The 17163-nt window shown below is 65.8% G+C and carries 17 protein-coding genes and 3 tRNA genes; 6 read left to right on the top strand and 14 right to left on the bottom strand.

The genetic code is table 11. From position 1 onward, the window contains the following. The coding region (locus PHI64_RS21460) for a hypothetical protein (RefSeq protein ID WP_299887740.1) at positions 1–524 on the top strand (524 nt) is incomplete at its 5' end. A 1-nt stretch (position 525) separates the two neighbouring features. Here the strand turns inward: PHI64_RS21460 and PHI64_RS21465 are convergent. The 4 genes from PHI64_RS21465 to PHI64_RS21480 form a co-directional block, all read right to left on the bottom strand. Continuing rightward, positions 526–1374, bottom strand: coding sequence for a D-hexose-6-phosphate mutarotase (locus PHI64_RS21465; RefSeq protein WP_299887742.1), 849 nt, complete (start codon positions 1372–1374; stop codon positions 526–528). 19 nt (positions 1375–1393) lie between these two features. Continuing rightward, positions 1394–1999 carry a DNA-3-methyladenine glycosylase I gene (locus PHI64_RS21470; RefSeq protein ID WP_299887745.1) on the bottom strand — a complete coding sequence of 202 codons (606 nt, stop codon included), beginning with the start codon at positions 1997–1999 and terminating at the stop codon, positions 1394–1396. Further along, on the bottom strand, positions 1999–4686 hold the full coding sequence (locus PHI64_RS21475; protein WP_299887748.1) for a bifunctional acetate--CoA ligase family protein/GNAT family N-acetyltransferase: 2688 nt from the start codon (positions 4684–4686) through the stop codon (positions 1999–2001). Before PHI64_RS21475 ends, PHI64_RS21470 begins: the two co-directional genes overlap by 1 nt. Before the next feature lie 222 nt (positions 4687–4908). Continuing rightward, positions 4909–7602 (bottom strand): PAS domain S-box protein, encoded by a 2694-nt coding sequence (locus tag PHI64_RS21480; RefSeq protein ID WP_299887751.1) that lies wholly within the window; start codon positions 7600–7602, stop codon positions 4909–4911. A 338-nt stretch (positions 7603–7940) separates the two neighbouring features. On the opposite strand from PHI64_RS21480, the gene PHI64_RS21485 reads away from it, so the two are divergent. The 4 genes from PHI64_RS21485 (at position 7941) to PHI64_RS21500 (ending at position 9005) form a co-directional block, all read left to right on the top strand. Beyond that, a tRNA-Pro gene (locus tag PHI64_RS21485) sits at positions 7941–8017 on the top strand. A gap of 27 nt (positions 8018–8044) precedes the next feature. Continuing rightward, positions 8045–8118 (top strand) — tRNA-Arg (locus PHI64_RS21490). 52 nt (positions 8119–8170) lie between these two features. Continuing rightward, positions 8171–8246 (top strand) — tRNA-His (locus tag PHI64_RS21495). A gap of 261 nt (positions 8247–8507) precedes the next feature. Next, entirely contained in the window at positions 8508–9005 is a 498-nt protein-coding gene (locus PHI64_RS21500) for a DUF4124 domain-containing protein (protein ID WP_299887754.1), read from the top strand. 9 nt (positions 9006–9014) lie between these two features. Here PHI64_RS21500 and PHI64_RS21505 read toward each other — a convergent pair whose 3' ends face one another. From PHI64_RS21505 to PHI64_RS21515, 3 genes are read right to left on the bottom strand one after another with little or no spacing between them, the layout of a single operon-like run. After that, entirely contained in the window at positions 9015–9635 is a 621-nt protein-coding gene (locus tag PHI64_RS21505) for a hypothetical protein (protein ID WP_299887756.1), read from the bottom strand. Continuing rightward, entirely contained in the window at positions 9629–10489 is an 861-nt protein-coding gene (locus tag PHI64_RS21510) for an SAM-dependent methyltransferase (protein ID WP_299887759.1), read from the bottom strand. The genes PHI64_RS21505 and PHI64_RS21510 overlap by 7 nt, the downstream gene beginning before the upstream one ends. Then, positions 10476–11048, bottom strand: a complete 573-nt coding sequence (locus PHI64_RS21515) for a DUF1415 domain-containing protein (protein ID WP_299887762.1) — start codon at positions 11046–11048, stop codon at positions 10476–10478. Before PHI64_RS21515 ends, PHI64_RS21510 begins: the two co-directional genes overlap by 14 nt. An 86-nt stretch (positions 11049–11134) precedes the next feature. Between PHI64_RS21515 and ylqF the strand changes: the two genes are divergently transcribed. Further along, on the top strand, positions 11135–12076 hold the full coding sequence (gene ylqF / locus PHI64_RS21520; protein WP_299887765.1) for a ribosome biogenesis GTPase YlqF: 942 nt from the start codon (positions 11135–11137) through the stop codon (positions 12074–12076). Positions 12077–12121: 45 nt separating this feature from the next. On the opposite strand, the gene PHI64_RS21525 is transcribed toward ylqF, so the two are convergent. From PHI64_RS21525 to PHI64_RS21555, 7 genes are all read right to left on the bottom strand, one after another. After that, complete coding sequence (locus PHI64_RS21525; protein ID WP_299887768.1) at positions 12122–13144, bottom strand: class I SAM-dependent methyltransferase; 1023 nt, start codon at positions 13142–13144, stop codon at positions 12122–12124. A 32-nt stretch (positions 13145–13176) separates the two neighbouring features. After that, positions 13177–14691, bottom strand: coding sequence for a mechanosensitive ion channel family protein (locus PHI64_RS21530; protein ID WP_299887770.1), 1515 nt, complete (start codon positions 14689–14691; stop codon positions 13177–13179). 106 nt (positions 14692–14797) lie between these two features. Beyond that, a complete protein-coding gene (locus PHI64_RS21535; RefSeq protein WP_299887773.1) occupies positions 14798–15208 on the bottom strand; it encodes an HIT family protein in 411 nt (136 codons plus the stop codon). A gap of 23 nt (positions 15209–15231) precedes the next feature. Then, the gene (locus PHI64_RS21540) at positions 15232–15615 is read right to left on the bottom strand and encodes a thioredoxin domain-containing protein (RefSeq protein ID WP_299887775.1); all 384 of its coding nucleotides are present in this window, start codon (positions 15613–15615) and stop codon (positions 15232–15234) included. Further along, positions 15612–15869, bottom strand: a complete 258-nt coding sequence (locus PHI64_RS21545; protein WP_299887778.1) for a hypothetical protein — start codon at positions 15867–15869, stop codon at positions 15612–15614. Before PHI64_RS21545 ends, PHI64_RS21540 begins: the two co-directional genes overlap by 4 nt. 4 nt (positions 15870–15873) lie before the next feature. Further along, positions 15874–16533 carry a hypothetical protein gene (locus PHI64_RS21550; RefSeq protein ID WP_299887781.1) on the bottom strand — a complete coding sequence of 220 codons (660 nt, stop codon included), beginning with the start codon at positions 16531–16533 and terminating at the stop codon, positions 15874–15876. Positions 16534–16547: 14 nt separating this feature from the next. Then, positions 16548–17163, bottom strand: a 616-nt coding sequence (locus PHI64_RS21555) for a DUF3656 domain-containing protein (RefSeq protein ID WP_299887784.1), incomplete at its 5' end; no start/stop codon positions are given.

A 17163-nucleotide genomic window follows, 5' to 3' on the forward strand; every position in this document is an offset into this window, starting at 1 on the left:
GGGTGGCACCGGTAGCCCGTTATACGCCTGCGACTTCCGAGCTGTCGGGCCCCGAGGCCGCCGCCGCCGCGGCTGCGGCTCTCAATGCTTCACGTGCTGCCGAAGCTGCCCGCCCGGTGCAGGCGCCGGTGCCGCAGCAGGCAGCGCCGGCACCGGCACCGGTGGAGCGTAATGCTGCGCCGGCAGGTCCGGCTGTCGTCCCCGTGCCGGCCGCGGCACCGGTCGCGGCACCGGCTGCCGTGCCCGCTCAACCCCAGGCTCGCTCGGGGCGCGGGGTGGCGCGGGCGTATGCGATGGATGGAGCAACCTTCTATCAGAGCGGTCGCAAGATCCGCGTCCACGGGCTGGATGCCCGTGAGCCGGGGATGAGCTCCGAACACGCCACCCAGCGCCTGCAGCGGGCGCTCGATGCGGGCAGCGTGTCGGTGGAGCCGGTGGAAGTGGATGGTTCCGGCCACACCGTCGCGGTGGTGCGGGTGAACGGCCGGAACGTGGCCGACGCGGTACGCGCCTCGACTAACTGAGTTACATCGCCACCAGGGTCTGCCGGCCCCACCAGGAGGCGCCGGCGGCCAGTTCCACGGGCTGACGCACGGCGGCGGCTTCCACGCAGAGCATGCGACGGAAGCCGTCGGCGGGCATGTCGGCCAGCTGGCGACACTTGTCTTCCCAGGGGTTCCAGATCACCACGTCGGGAAAGTTCTCGGCGTGGATGCCCATTGCCCGGTGGTCTTCGCGCACCAGCAGGGTGGGGGGCGTGCCGTGGTAGATGCGGTCGGTCTCGTCTTCGATGAGTACGCCGACGCCGCTTTCCTTCTTGATCCTGTTGTCATCCGCCGAGTCCCGGTAGTCGAGCCCGCGCAGGCCTTCGATGCGCAGGGCTTCCACTTCGCGCACCTTGAGATAGGTGTGCAGGGCTGCGGTGAAACTGAAGGGCGTGTCGCCGGTATTGGTGACTTCCAGCTCCATGTCCAGGCGCCCGCCGCCGATGGAGATGCTCATCTCTGCGGCAAAGGCGTGGGGCCACAGGGTGCGGGTGTCGGCGTCGTCCGCCAGTTGCAGGGTGGTGACGGCGAAATCCTTGCCGGCGCGGCTGCCGCTGACTTCCCACCGCTTGTTGCGGGCAAAGCCATGCTTGGGCAGGGGGCCTTCGCCGGCAAACTGGGGGAAGCACACGGGGACACCACCGCGGATGGCGGTGTGGCCGTCGAAGATGGCCTTCGGGCTGAGGTAGAGGCGGTCTTCGCCGCCGGCCGGCGTCCACGACAGCAGCTGGGCGCCGAACAGGCTGATCAGGGCGACGGCGCCCTCGGGGGTTTGCAGTTTGATGACGGGCTGGCCGTGCAGCTCGGCCATTTCGATCTGGTCGGTCATGATTCCGGAGGGGGCGGGGTTACAGAGGGCGCGATGATAGCGCGGCCACTTCCCGGTGGCGGAAACAGTCGGTGGTGTGGTCGTTCACCAGGCCGGCGGCCTGCATGAAGGCGTAGCAGATGGTGCTGCCTACGAAGCGGAAGCCGCGCTTCTTGAGGGCCTTGCTGAGTTCGTCGGAGAGGGCTGTGCTGGCCTGGGCGTCGGCCAGGCTGCGCAGGCTGTTCTGGATGGGGTTTCCCTCCACAAAGCGCCACAGCCAGGCATCGAAGCTGCCGAACTCGGCCTGGATGGCCAGGAAGGCACGGGCGTTGTCGATGGTGGAGGAGATCTTCAGGCGGTTGCGGACGATGCCCGGGTTGAGCATCAGCGCGGCCTGGTCGGCCTCGGTGAAGGCGGCCACGACGGCCGGATCGAAGCCGGCAAAGGCCTGCCGATAGGTTTCGCGCTTGCGTAGCACGGTGATCCACGACAGCCCGGCCTGGGCGCCTTCGAGGGTCAGAAGCTCGAACAGCGCCCGGTCGTCGTGGAGCGGCACGCCCCACTCGGTGTCATGGTAGGCCTGGTACAGGGGGTCGGCCCCGCACCAGGCGCAGCGCACGGCCGTGGTGGGCGTGTCGTTCATCATCAGCCCTGCAGCATCAGTGCGCCGTGCTTGACGGTGTTGTCTTCCGGGTCGTTGGTGAGTACGAAGCCCAGGCTCTGGACGAACTTGAGCATGCGGTCGTTATTGGACAGGAAGATGCCGGTCATGGCGTGGAGACCACGGTTGCGTGCGGTTTCGATGAGCACACCCATGAGCCGGCGGGCCAGGCCCCGGTGCTGCCAGTCTTCGGCCACGACGATGGCGAACTCGCAGGTTTCCCCGTCGGGATTCACTGCATAGCGCGCCACCCCGATCTCCACCTCGGTGCCGTCCTCCTCGATGGTGGCCACAAAAGCCATTTCCCGGTCGTAGTCGATCTGGGTGAGGCGGGCGACCATGGCGGGCGGCAGCTCGCGCATGGTGTTCATGAAGCGGAGATACTTGGTTTCGGGCGACAGCTTGCGCACGAACTCGATTTCCAGGTCGGCATCCTCAGGCTTGATCGGGCGGATGACGATCTCGCCCTCGGGCATCGAGATCTTGGTGATCAGGTGTGATGGGTAGGGGTGGATCGCCATGTGGTCGTAGCGGTCCGCCGTGGGCGCGATGTTGTCCACCACGATCCGGGCATCCACGGCAACAGCGCCGTGTTCGTCCACGATCAGCGGGTTGATGTCCATCTCGCGGATCCACGGCAGCTCGCACACCATTTCGGAGATGCGCAGCAGCACGAACTCCAGGGACTCCATGTTGATCGGCGGCATGTTGCGGTATTCGCCGAGCAGGGTCGCCACGCGGGTGGACTTGATCAGATCCTGCACCAGGTAGTTGTTGAGGGGCGGCAAAGCCACCGCACGGTCCTTCTGGATTTCCACGTGGGCGCCGCCTTCGCCGAAGGTGATCACCGGGCCGAAGACGGGGTCGCGGAAGGCGCCGACCATCAGCTCGCGGCCGTAGGGCTTGATGATCATCGGCTCGATGGCCACACCGTTGATGATGGCGTCGGGGCGCTTCTTCTTCACCTCTTCCAGGATCTCCTGGTAGGCGGTGCGTACCGCGGCCAGGCCGCGCAGGTTGAGGCGCACGCCACCCAGCTCGGCCTTGTGGGTGATGGATGGGGAGTCGATCTTCATGGCGACCGGCAGGCCCAGTTCTTCGGCCAGCACCATGGCTTCGGTGGCTGAGCGGGCCACCACGGTTTGCGCGATGGGGATGCGGAAGGCTGCCAGCAGCGCCTTGGACTCCATCTCGTTAAGGTTCTTGCGGCGCTCGGAAAGGGCGGTTTCGATGACCAGGCGGGCGCTTTCCACCGACGGGGGGTTCAGGTCGGAGGACAGGGAACTGGGGGTCTGTACCAGTAGTTTCTGGTTGCGGTAGTAGGCCGAGATGTGGCCGAAGAGCTCGACCGCCGGTTCGGTGGTGCGGAAGGTGGGGATGCCGGCCGCCTCGAAGAGCTTGCGCCCCTCGCGGACCTGCTCCTCGCCCATCCAGCAGGTGAACACCGGTTTGTCCGCTGCGCGCTCGATCTCGATGATCTTTTGGGCAACCTCGGTAGGTCGGGCCATGGCCTGGGGGGTGAGGATGGTCAGGACGCCCTCCACGTTCTCGTCGGCCAGGACGATCTCGAGGGTCTTGGCATAGCGCTCGGGGTCAGCGTCGCCAATGATGTCCACCGGGTTGCAGTGGGACCAGTTGGGCGGGAGGATTTCGTTGAGCTTCGCGACGGTCGCGTCGTTGAGCTGGGCCATGGGAATGCGCAGGTCGGCGGCCCGGTCGGCGGCCATCACGCCGGGGCCGCCACCATTGGTGATCACGGCCAGACGGTTGCCCCTGGGCCGGAAATGGGAGAACAGTGCGTTGGCCGCGGCAAATAGCTGGCCCATGTTGTACAGGCGGATCACCCCAGCGCGGCGCAGGGCCGCGTCGAACACCGCGTCCTCGCCCACCATGGCGCCGGAGTGCAGCAGGGCGGCCTGAGAGCCGGCCGGATGGCGGCCCACCTTGATCAGCAGCACCGGCTTGACCCGGGCCGCGGCACGCAGGGCGCTGACGAAGCGCCGGGCGTCCTTGATCCCCTCCACGTACAGAAAGATGCTCTCGGTGCGGGAGTCCGACACCATGTATTCGAGCACTTCACCAAAGTCGATATCTACCGAAGTGCCCAGGGACACCACGGACGAGAAGCCCACGTTGTTGGGGCGGGCCCAGTCGAGGATGGCCGAGCAGAGGGCGCCGGACTGGGAGATCAGGCCGATGGAACCCTTGATGGCACCGCCGTCGGCAAAGCTGGCATTCAGACCCAGCTCGGGGCGCAGCACGCCCAGACAGTTGGGGCCGAGCAGGCGGATGCGGTGGCGACGGGCGTTCTCGAAGGTGTTCTTTTCGAGCATGCGGCCCCGCGGGCCGGCGTCGGAGAAGCCTGAGGGCAGCACTACCACCGACTTGGTGCCGGCGCGACCACAGGCGTCGACAATGGCCGGGACCCGGTCGGCTTTGGTTGTGATGACCGCCAGATCAAGCCGCTGGGGGATTTCTTCGACGCTCTTGTAACAGGGGACACCCAGCACCTGTTCGTACTTCGGATTCACGGCGAACAACTTGCCCTTGAATCCTGCCTCTAGCATGTTGCGGACGAGGATGTTGCCCAGGGACATGTCCCTTTCGCTGGCGCCGATGATGGCGACGGAGCGAGGCTCGAAGAGGGGCGTGAGGTAATGCTGTTCGTTCATGATGAGTACTCGGCTGAGTGCATTCGTGCGGCTATTTTTCTGCCGTTGTCACGGGGACGTCTATCGATTTGGGGTCGAGGCGGATTTTACCCTGCGGGCTTTGCCTGCGTATTGGGGAAAGTACAGTCATATTGCGACGCACAATTTCCGTTGCGATATATATCGATGCTTTTCAATTCAAAGTGTTGCACGGCAGCAACGGTTTGATGTGGGGGCGGCGAATCAGTGGCTGAGCGTGAAGAAAAAGCTTGCGCCTTTGTCCGGAGTTGACTCCGCCCAGACCTTGCCTTCATGACGCTGGATGACACGTTGAACGGTGGCCAGGCCGATGCCGGTGCCGTCGAACTCGCTGATGCCGTGCAGGCGATGGAAGGGCAGGAACAGCTTTGAGGCGAAGCTCATGTCGAAACCAGCGCCGTTGTCGGAAACGCAGTACACGATCTGGCGGTCGCGCATCTCGGCGTGGAAACGGATCTGGGCCACCTCCCGGCGGCTGGTGAACTTCCAGGCATTGCGCAGCAGGTTGTCGAGGGCCACCCGCATCAGGGCCCGGTCGGCGGCCACGCAGAGCCCGGGTTCGATGTTGGTTTCCACCTGGCGCTGCGGGTCTTCCTGGCGTAGTTCACCGAGGATCTGCTCCACCAGTTGGCTGAGGTTCACCGACTCCCGCCGCATGCTCTGGCGGGTCAGCCGCGCCAGGTCGATCAGGTCGTCGATCAGGCGTGCCATGCGCTGGGTGGCGACCCGGATGCGTTGCAGGTACTCACGGCCGATGTCGTCCAGGCGTGGTGCGTAGTCTTCGGCGACGATCTGGGCAAAGCCGTCGATGGCACGCAGCGGTGCGCGGAGATCGTGGGAGACGGAGTAGGAGAAAGCCTCCAGCTCTCGATTGGAGGCTTCCAGTTCGGCGGTGCGCACCCGGACCCGGGATTCCAGCTCCCGATTGAGGTTGCGCTGGGTCTGCTCGGCTTCCTTGCGGGCGGTGATGTCGTCGAGGGTGCCGGAGCTGCCCACGATGCGTTCATAGGTATCGCGCAGGGGGCGGATGGTGGCCTCGACCCAGCGCGGCCCGCTGGCCTGGGTGCGCAGGCGGAACTCGAACTGGCCGATCTCCTCGTAGCCCTCGCGGATCGCTCCCAGGCAATGCCCCACTCGACCACGCTCATCTTCCGCCACGAAATCGAGCAGGTTCTGGCCGATACTCAGGCGGGTGTCGAAGCCGGTGGTGTTGCGCCAGGCTCGATTGAGGAAGGTGAGGCGGCCCTCGGCATCCGTCTGGAAGAGGATCTCGTTGACCGACTCGACCACGTCCCGGTACATGGCCTGGCTCTCGCGCAGCACCTGTTCGGCGAGCAGCCAGCGGCCGACGTCGCGGAGCACGTAGAGCATGGCCGGACGCCCCTCGAAATCGAGGCGTACGCCGGTGGCTTCGGCATTGATGGTCTCGCCGTCCAGCCGACGGTAGCGCAGCGGCAGCGGGGCCAGTCGCTGCTGCCGGGGGGCTGCGCCGAAATCAGCCAGGCGGGCGGTTTCCATGGCCCGATCGTCCGGGTGGATCAGGCTGAGAAGCTCAAGGCCCTCCAGCTCGGCCGGCCTGTCGCCACCAAAGAGTTGCCGGCAGGCGGCGTTAACCAGCCGGATCTGCCCGCCGACCACCACCAGGGTAGCCTCGGGCGAGTGTTCAAAGAGCGCCTGATGGCGCCTTCCGGTGATTTCCCGGTCAGTGATGGCGGCGCGCAGGGCAGTGATGTCCTGGCGTACCAGCAGCAGGCTCGGCGGGCCGCCTTCTGGGGCGTCGACGCGCCGCAGCGTATCGACGCACCAGCCCGGGTGGCCATCAGCGCGCCGGAAGGGCGTTTCACGGGTGAATTCAGCCATCTCGCCGGCCAGACAGCGTTGCCGCAGGGCCTCGCAGGCCGCCACATCTTCTTCCATCAGGGCAGTGGCGACAGGCTGCATGACCAGCTCGGTGGCCGGTCGCCCGAGCATTGCTGCCAGGGCCGTATTGGCCTGCACCAGGTAGCCATCAATGGAGATCCGGCCAATGCCAACCGGTGCGTCGGCAAACAGGCTGCGGAAAAGGGCTTCGTCCCGGCTCAGCTGTTGCCGGGATTCGATCTCCTCGGTCACGTTGCGGGTGGTGCCGCAGTAGCCCGCAAACACGCCCCGCCGATCAAATACCGGAATGCCGGATTCCTTCAGCCATACCCGGCGACCCTGGGGGTCGGGGCGACAGAACAGGAAGTCGGAGAACGGCTCTATCTGGCGCAGGCGCTCGATGTGGGCAGCCCAGGGGGCGGTGGTCGGGGACACGCCGGGCAGCTCCCATCGCCGGCTGCCAATAGTGTCTTCGGCGGCCAGGTCGGCGAGATGCCCGGAACTGGCCGTGAGTGTGGTGTAACGCAGGTCAGCGTCCTGTTCCCAGTAGCCATCGTGACCATAGGTGATCAGCGCGACGATGCGCTCTTCGCTTCGTTCCAGGTCGGCGGCCAGGCGCGCCCGTTCGGTGACCTCCCGGCCGATCCCCCGGTAGCCGGAAAAGTGACCCTCCACGTCGAACATCGGCCGTCCTTTCAGCTCCAGGTGGCGCGTTTCACCCCCCGGGCTGTGGCGTGGCAGCGTGGCGGCCAGGGGGCCGTGGCGGGCCATGGTTTCTTCCAGGGCCACGGCAAAGTCGGTGGGCAGGTCTGGCAGGATCACATCCTTCCAGTGGCGGCCGATTACATCCGGTGGCGCAATGCTGGGAGGAGGAGGGGCGTCGGGAATGGCAACGAAGCGCAGTTCGGAATCCGTCTCCCAGAGCCAGTCACCCGAGATCTCGATGAAGTCCCGCCACAAGGGCTCGGCGGCCGGGCGGGTGGCCCTGGGTGTCCTCGGTGGGCGGAGCAGGCGGCGGAACACCAGCCCCGCTGCCATCCCGCCCGCCCCGCCAAGCAGATAGGGGGCGAGTGCCGCATCTATCCATCCGCCCGGTGCGCCTCCCGCCAATGCGGCGAGGGGCGCGCAGATACCGCCCGCAAAAAGCACGCATGCGAGAACTGTCTGGCGAGGCCGCGAAGGGGTTGGGCGAGGAAGCATCGGATCCTATTATCGGTTGAGCCGATGGATTTGGTGCAGGGTCAACGGTGCCGACCATGTGCAATGACACGGAGACACCAAGAATATGTTCCCGGGCCCGTTTTTTCGAGGGTGAAGAAAAATTGTTGCGATCTTGTTTGACGAGATCGAAAGGGCTATGTATTATTCGCGGCTCTCGGGGTGTAGCGCAGTCCGGTAGCGCGCTTGCTTTGGGAGCAAGATGTCGGGAGTTCGAATCTCTCCACCCCGACCAAAGCTTGACCCCGGTGCCCGCGGCAATCTGCCCGTAGCTCAACTGGATAGAGCACCGGCCTTCTAAGCCGGGGGTTACAGGTTCGATTCCTGTCGGGCAGGCTCTGGAAAATTTGGTTTATAGGTTGGCGATGAAAGTCGATGACCTGCAGTGGCGGCATTAGCTCAGTTGGTAGAGCACTGGATTGTGATTCCAGTGGTCACCGGTTCGAACCCGGTATGTCGCCCCAAGCACTACAGCAAAAAGCCCTGAGAAATCAGGGCTTTTTGCTTTTTCGCACCCGCATGAGCACCCACGCCGTCCTTCTTGTCAAAAAAAACAGGACAAAGACAAAACTGCCAATGCAGGCGCTGGGCCGGCTATCAATCACTTCAGCGTTTTCTTGAATTTTCAAGGTTCGGGCAGTGCCTGTGCGTGACGCGGCAGGCTGGCGCAGGCTTGTTTGCCGGCCTAGTCTTCCAGTAGGCCTTCAGTCCTGGAGTTGAACGAAATGGATGTAAGGGAAACGGGTGCCGCTCTTTGCCGGCTGGCTGTGGCCTTGCTGCCTGTGCTGGGCGGCATGGCGCCTGCTCAGGCAGTCAATAAGTGCATCGACGCCGACAATCGAGTGACCTATACCGATGGGCCCTGCAGCGGCGGCAGCCGTGGGACGCGAGTCGAAACGCCACCTCCTCTGAGCCGGGAGATGCAGATGGAGGCGCTCTCGCGGAGCGACAGCCTGGTGCGTGAGGCGCGGGCACTGGAGGCGCGTCAGGCACAGGAGGCCGCCGAGCGACGGCGCCTGGAAGAGGAGCGGCGCCAGACAGAACTGCTGCGTCAGCGTCAGGCGGAGCGGGAGGAGGCTGACCGTCAGGCCAGAATGGCGACGCTGCCGCTCTATACGACGCCGATCTATCCGGTCTACCCGCGTTACCGGCCGCCCGTGGTTACGCCTGCACCGGCCAAGCCGGCCGCACCCGCGCTGGCGCGGCCCTATCCCTTCCGTTAGCGCCTTCGGTCAAGTCGGCGAGGTTTCTTCTAGCACGATTACGCGGATTGCCTGCTCGGCCAGGTCGGCGGCGTGGGCCAGGGCATGCAGGACGTCAGTGGTTCGCCCTATGGGGAGGCCATCGAGCACGATCAGGGTGGGGCGGCGCGGATTCCAGACCCGAAGGGCGGCGAGCCTGGCATCGTCCACCTGTTCCAGCCAGGCGTCGTCCCAGGGGGTGTTGCTGTTGGTGCCGGCGTTATTGGGCACAAACCATAGCACCGGCCCCAACTGTACGCCGATACGATAGGCCAACCCGCCCAGGCGGCTGCGTTCGTCCAGCTGGTGATAGCCGGCCAGCCGGTAGCCGAAGTGGCGCACGGCGGGGGCCTGGCTGGCAGGCAGGTGAAGCGTGGTGAGGGGTTTGGGCGGACGTGCAAGCTGCCAGGGCAGGATGCTGGCGCCGTTGCCGGCACCGTCGTGTACCCAGCTGTGGAGGCGCGGTGTCAGGGCCGGGTTGGGGCTGTCGCCAGGCTGCAGGTGCAGGGGGCTCAGGGCTGCCTCGTCATAGCGTCGGCGCAGCCGCGACAGGCGCGGCCACAGGGCCACGACGAGGAGCCCGGCCAGCCCCGCCAGCACGAAGCTCAGCATGCGAAACGGCTCCGCAACTCGGCAAGGTTGAGCTCATCCAGAATGGCCTCGATGCGCTGCATGGCGTTCTTGCGCGGCTGGCCGGTGCGTTTGGCGATGATCAGCTCGTTCTTCATGGAGTGCTCCCAGCCCACCAGCTCGGTCACTGTCACCTGGTAGCCGTGAGCCTCTAGTTGCAGGCAGCGCAGGGCGTTGGTGAGCTGGCTGCCGAACTCCCGGGTGTGGAGGGGGTGGCGCCAGATCTCCGACAGGGGCGTCTTGCCGAAGCTGGCGTTCTTGTTCTGGCGCATCACGCTGGCCACCTCGGCCTGGCAGCAGGGCACCAGCACTACAAAGCGGGCATCCTTGGCAAGGGCGAACTGGATGGCGTCATCAGTAGCGGTGTTGCAGGCGTGCAGGGCCGTGACCACGTCGAAGTGTTCGGGCAGCACCTCGGAGCGGGTGGATTCCTCGACGCTCACGTCCAGAAAGCGCATGCGCGGAAACCCCAGGCGTTCGGCCAGTTCGCGGGATCGCTGCACCAGCTCGGCTCGGGTCTCGATGCCATAGAGGGTGCCGGCCGGCTTGTCCTTCAGAAACAGGTCGTACAGGATGAAACCCAGGTAGGACTTGCCTGCGCCATGGTCGGCCAGGCTCAGGTCGCCGGTGTCGGCCAGCACCTCGGCCAGTAGTGGCTCGATGAACTGGTAGAGGTGATAGACCTGCTTGAGCTTGCGCCGGCTATCCTGATTGAGCTGACCGTCCCGGGTAAGGATGTGCAGCTCCTTCAGCAACTCGACGGACTGACCCGGGCGGATCTCCGGGTGGACGGCCGGTACAGCCGCAGGCTTGGCGGCGGGCTTATTCTTCGCCATGGTTCTTGGCGGTGCCCGAAACCGTCAGGCCCAGGGCCTTCCAGCCGGCAATGCCTAGTTTCTGCAGGGTCTCCATGTTGCGCTCGTAGATCTCTTCGGCTTCGGGGAAGGCTTCCACCGCCTTGTCGATGCTGGCCTCACGGATCAGGTGCAGGGTGGGGAAGGGGGAGCGGTTGGTGTAGTTGGTGATGTCATCCGGCTCGGTGCCCTCAAACTGGAAGTCAGGGTGGAAGCTGGCGATCTGCAGTACGCCCTCCAGTTCATGCTCGGTGATGGCCTCATCGGCGATTTCGAGTACGTCATTGAAGAGCAGAAAGTCGGGGAAGAGGGTGGGGTGCACCAGCAGGGTGGTGTCGGTGGTTTCGGGATCGACTTCGGCCAGGTGATCAAGCTCCCGGTCCAGGTCTTCCAGGAAACCATCCAGGTGGCGGGCGTCGCTGACCACGATGCGGACCTGGTTCTTGACGTAGACCGACTTGGCAAAGGGGCATAGGTTGAGGCCAATGACGGCCTTTTCGACCCATTCGCGGGTGGCGGCGATGACTTCTTCGTGGCTCATGGTGCGCGGCTTCCGGCAGAGTTTCCTTCAAGAGGGCGACATTTTGCCCTGATAATGGCGGGCTTACATTGATTCAGCGCACGCCCATGTCCATCCAGTGGTTTCCCGGTCACATGACTTCTGCCCGCAAGAAGGCGGCGGAGAGCATGGAACGGATCGATGTTGTCATCGAAGTGCTCGACGCCCGCCTGCCCGAGGCCAGCTGCAATCCGATGATCCGGGAGCTGCGGGTGCACCGCCAGCGCCCCTGCCTGAAGATTCTCAACAAGGCCGATCTGGCCGATCCGGCGGTCACGGCCCAGTGGCTGGCCCACTTCAACGCCCAGAAGGGCGTGCATGCGGTGGCCCTGTCATGCAAGAAGCCTAGTGATGTGGCCAAGGTGGTGGGCCTGTGCCGGCCCCTGGCACCTCACCGCAATGACCGCCTCAAGCCCCTGCGCATGATGATCATGGGTATCCCCAACGTGGGCAAATCCACGCTGATGAACGCCCTGCTCAAGAAGCGCGTGGCCAAGGTGGGGGACGAGCCGGCGGTGACCAAGACCCAGCAGGTGCTGGATCTGTCGCCCACGGCCACGCTCATCGACACCCCGGGGATGATGTGGCCGAAGATCGCCTACGATTCCGACGGCTACATGCTTGCCGCCAGCCACGCGATTGGCCGCAACGCGGTGATCGACGAGGCGGTGGCCAACTTTCTCGGCGATGTGCTGCTTGCCCGCTATCCGGCCCTGGTGGCGGCCCGCTACAAGCTCGCTGTCGAAGGGCTGGACGGACCGGCCTTGGTGGAGGCCATTGCCCGGCGTCGGGGCTGCCTGCTCAAGGGCGGTGGGCTCGATATCGAAAAGGCGTCCCTCATCCTGCTGCAGGAATACCGGGATGGCGCCATCGGCCGGGTCAGCCTGGAGAGCCCGGACAGCCGCGCTGCCATGCTGCAGGCCCATGCCGAAGCCGAGGCCGCCAGGGCCGCGGCAAAGGAGGCCGGGCTCGAAGCCGACCGGGAGCGTGACGCAGAGCGGGACGAATGAACCCCGGCCCTGCCTGCAAGGGGCAGGGCCGCTCACCCTCTGCGCTCAGACGCGCAGCAGCAGGGTCTTCAGGGGCGGGTTGCCGTCGCTGCTGGGAAAGTCCGCTTCCGGGGTGATCCATTCCATCTCCCGCACCTCCCGACCAGCCTTCTTGGCGCTGCGGACCAGCTGGTCGGCCCAGGCATCACGGGCGACCTGCGCTACGTTGTTGCAGCACACCAGGGTGCCACCTTCGCTGGTGCACAGCAGGGCGGGCTTGAACAATGCCGGGTAGTCATTGACCAGGTCTACTACGCCGAAGGCGCTCTTGGCATAACGTGGTGGGTCGAGAAAGACCAGATCGAAACTGTGCTTCTCAAGGGTGGGGAAGGGCGGCAAGTGTTTGCCGCGGACCATCTTGGGCTGGCCGAGGCCGGACAGCTGGCGCATGGCGGCAAAGGCATCGCTCTTTACGAAGCGGGGGCGGGTGGCCAGGGTGTTGAGGCGGGCGTTGGCCTTGCCAACCGACAGGCTGGATTCGGCAAAGTCCACGTTAACCACGTGCCGGGCACCGGCATGGGCGGCAGCGACGCCCACGCCGCAGGTATATGCAAAGACATTCAACAGGGACTTGCCCGGGGCTTCGGCCATGATGCGCCGGCGCGCAGCGCGCAGGTCGAGGAACAGCCATGGGTCCTGCCCGGCATGGCGGGCCTGGACATTGAACTTCACCCCCAGCTCGGAGAATTCCCGCAGCGCCTCGGCCCTGGCCAGCTGGTCGGGCGGCAGTGGATTGCTGACCCGCGAGTTGGCGTGGCTGCGGTCGTTGTAGATCACATCGGTCCCCGCAAAGGCGCTCTGGTAGAAGGCCGCTACGGCGGCTTCGTCATCCGCGGCCAGGGGGCCGTGGAAGCTCTGCACCAGGATCAGGCTGCCGTAGCGGTCCGCGGTGAGGCCCGGGCGGCCCTCGACGGTGCCGTGGAACAGCCGGTAGGCATCGGTACCTTCGGCGTGGAGCTGGGGGATCAGACTCTGTCGGGCGTCGAGGGCGTGGCCCAGGGCAGAGATCAGGGTGGGGGTATCGGACATGTGCAGGTTGGCTTTCGTGAAGGGGGGCGGGCTTACAGCCCGAAGAATTCGCGGATCTTTTTGCCCAGGGCGGCCACTTCGGAGCCCTGGCTGATGGATGGGGTGCTGCGGCCTTCTGCGTGGCCCCGCTCCAGATCCTGGAAGTGGGCGAGGCGCTGCTCCAGGATGGCCGAGATGCCCTCGGCCAGCTCCGGGCGGGCGCGGATGATGTGTTCGAAGCCGGCCTTGTCGAGGCGGTAGGCCTCCACGTCGGTGACGGCGATCACGGTGGCGCGGCGCGGCGCGCCGGTCATCAGGCCGAGCTCGCCAAAGACGCTGCCAGGGCCGCGTTTTTCGAGCAAGCGCTGGGGGCTGCCGTCGGGGGGCTGCCACCAGGCTTCGGCTTCACCGCTGACGATGATGTAGAGCCAGTGGGCGATGGAACCCTGGCGGGTGACGATGTCGCCCCGCGCAAAGGGGGCATTCACCAGGCGGCCGGCCAGTTCGAGCTGTTCGGCCTCGGACAGGCGGCAGAACAGGTCGATCTGGGCGATGGCCTGCAGGCGGCGGTTGAGCTCCCGGGCACGCACTTCGCCCCGGTGGGTTTCGCCCTCCTGCACCAGGTGGATGGTCTGGTCGCTGACAGCAAGGCGGATGCCTTCACGTTGCAGGGCGGCCAGCACGTGGTGGCGCACGTCGGAGTCAGTGGCCTCGTCCGGGCCCGGATCGAGCAGCCAGTAACGCAACTGATAGCGGGCAAAGCCCGGGCCGAAGTCCACCAGCAGGCTTTGGGGTGGGGGTGTGAGGCTGACGTTGGGGATCTGCGCGGTCTGGATGTCCTGAAGCACGGCGGCGCTGACCCGGGCGGGCGGTACCGACAGGTCCACGTTGAAGGCGATGGTGCGACGCTGGTTGGGCACAGCCTGGCGGCTGTTGCAGATAACGGCGTAGCGGTTTTTCATCAGATGGCTGTTGGGGATCACCACCCGCTCCCCGCTGCGGGTGATGATGGCGGTGTAGCGCCACTGGATGTCACTGACTCGCCCGCCGATATCGCCCATCTGGATCCAGTCGCCGATCTCCAGGGAGTTGTCCATCTGCAGGGCGAGGCCGCCCAGCAGGTTGCCGAGGGTGTCCTGCATGGAGATGGCCACCACGGCGGTGAGGACGGCAGAGGTGGCGAACAGGTGCGAGAACTCCACTCCGGCCAGGTTGAGCCGCAGGAAGGCCCAGGCGATGTAGCCGATGATCACCAGGATGTCGGCGAGGATGCCCGAGATGTGCACCCGCATGCGCGGCAACACCACGTTGAAGAGGGCCAGACCCAGGTAGCGGATGACGGCCAGGCCCTCGCCGAACACGGCCATCTCACGCAGCCAGCGCAGGGCGGCGGGCTGGAGTTCGCCGGCCAGCACCCCTGCAAGCAGGTCGCCCAGCAGGCAGGCGCTGAAGAACACGCCGGTGTTCACCAGCGAGCGTCGCCAGGCCTGCAGGGGGCGAAGGATGAGGGCGCCGCCCACGACCATCAGCAGAATGGCGAAGGGCGCTTCGGGGCTGAGCAGGCTCATGACGGATCGGGCAGGCAGTCGGCCTGCCGGCAAGTGAGGGTATTACCCTTAACGGACGACGCCCGCCCGGGTGAAGGGGCGGGCAGCGAGGCGGGGACGGTGAGGCTTAGAGGACGGCGCGCAGGCGTTCGGCCATGGCGTCGAGGGCTTCCCGGCCCGGGGAGCTGGCGGGCCAGAAAGGCAGCAGCTTGTCGTCGGCGAAGCGCGGCAGTACGTGGATATGGAAATGGAAGACGGTCTGGCCGCCAGCGACTTCGTTGGCCTGGAACAGGGTGATGCCGTCGCACCCGGTGGCGGCCTTGACGGCACGGGCGACCCGGGTGGTGGCTTGAAAGACGGCGGCGGACTGGGTCTCGTCCAGGTCGTAGATGTTGGCGACGTGGGCCTTGACGATGACCAGGGCGTGGCCTGGGTGGGCGGCGACGATGTTGAGGAAGGACAGGGTGTGTTCGTCCTCGTGGATCTTCGAGGCAGGCAGTTCGCCGCGCACGATGCGGCAGAAAACGCAGTCATCCATGGGTGTGTGTCTCCGTATTGTTGTCAGATGTGGCGGGTGGCCAGGGCGCGTCGCAGATTGCGTTCAGTCTGCCAACGCTGCCGCTCGGGGTCGGATTCGGTATGGTAGCGGCTCTCTTCCGGCGTCTGGGCATGAAAATTCTCCAGGGTCCGGCGCAGGATGTCGTGATGGGGCAGGAGGGTGCCGAAAAACAGCACACTGTCGTGACGCTGGATGAGCAGGGTGGGGAAGTTCTCCACGTCGTAGTCATCCAGCAGGTCAGCGTCGTCCTCAATGTCCAGCCATAGAAAACGGGCCTGGGGAAACCGGGCGGCCATAGCCTCGAAGCCGGCCCGGTAGTCCCGGCAGGTGCCGCACCAGGCGGCGCACAAGCAGGCGACGAGGAACTCGGAGGTGTCGGGGGTCATGGTGCGGAAGCCGCAGGCGGGCTTGGGTCGTCGGAAGCGGGGGCGGGGCGGACCAAGGCTGCCCAGATGATCCACTGGCCGCAGGCGTTGCGGGGGCCGCGGCGCAGGGTGTTGTGCCAGGGGCCGTCCTGGCAAAGGCCGCGGTCGTTGTCCTCATCGTAGTCCACGGTGTCGGCCTCCTGGCCGGGCCTGCGTTCGCCGCCCCAGCGGTTGCAGCTCAGGCAGCGGCGCCGCTCGACCGACTGGCTGGCCATGAGGTCAGTGCCGCAACGGGGCCCGCAAGGCGTCGAAGCGCGCCGGGGCAACGTACTGGAAGAGCTCGCGCCCCTTGCTGTCGAGGACCACGTCCAGCCCCTTGGCGGGGTACAGGAAGTGCTCCAGGTTCTCGCCGATGCGGATGCGTTCGGCGGGCTGGCCGAAGCGCTCCAGGATCACCGCCTCGTCGAGCTGGGCGCTGGGGATGAAGGCAATGCCGCGGATCGGCGCCGCCAGGGCCAGGGCGCGGTCGGCCTCGGCCAGGGTGGCCTTGCGGGTGGTGCTCTGCATGTACTCGGTCTTGGGGGCGCGTTCGCGCATGCCCTCGATGACGTCCTGGGGCAGATCGGCGGTGATGATCATCTTGCCGGCCACAAAGCCCAGGGTGAGGGCTTCGTAGTAGCCCTCCACGTTGCCGGCTTCGGTGGGCGTAGCCACGATGGCCAGCTCCATCTCGGGGCCAAAGCGCGCCCGGGCGTCAGTCAGGGTGCTTTTGCCCAGGGTCAGGTCGAAGACCCGGGACTCGCCCCCCGGCAGGGTCTCGATCTGCCAAGGCAGGCCGGACGTGGGCACTGTCTTGGGATCGAAATTGAGGAACTGCCAGACAACCGGGCCGACCAGCACGGCGAGACCCAGCAGGGTGATGGCGATGGCTTTTTTCATTGAGGCAGCGGCGATCAGTGGGGGGCGTGGAAACGGTCGGGAACCTTGGCGTGGAAGCTTACCGGCTGGGCGGGCATGTCCAGCACCGACTGGCGGATGCGCCCCACCACGTGCATTTCGCAGCGCTTGCAGTCGAAGCGCAGGGTGAGCTTTTCCTTGCCATTGATCAGGGTCATGGGGTCGGGCTTGATGCCCTTCACTTCCTTGGGGCACAGGTTGAAGCTGTAGCGCAGGCAGTGCTTGGTGATCATCAGCGAGGCGTCGTCGGTGTGTTCGTTGGCCTCATAGGCTGCCTCGATCAGGTCGACGCCGTGGCGGTGATAGAAATCCCGGGCCTTTTGATTGAGCACGTTGGCCAGGTAGGAAAGCTCGGTCTGGGGGTAGGGCGCGGGCGGCTCGACGGCGGCACGCGGCAGCAGTGGCAGCAGGGCGGCTACCCGGGCGGCCTCCAGGCGTTCGGCCGCGTCGCGGCGCAGGGCATTGACGGCGCCGGAGGGCAGGAACCAGGCCTGGCTGAGCTGCAGCTTGACGTTGCGGGCATTGAAAATGGTGGCACCCAGCTTGGCCAGGCTGTCGCGCAGGCCGTTGAGGGCACGTTCGGTGTCCTTGGCGGCTTCCCGGGCGTGGGTC

Origin of the sequence: Zoogloea sp. (assembly GCF_028689785.1) — a bacterium.
Classification (GTDB): domain Bacteria; phylum Pseudomonadota; class Gammaproteobacteria; order Burkholderiales; family Rhodocyclaceae; genus Zoogloea.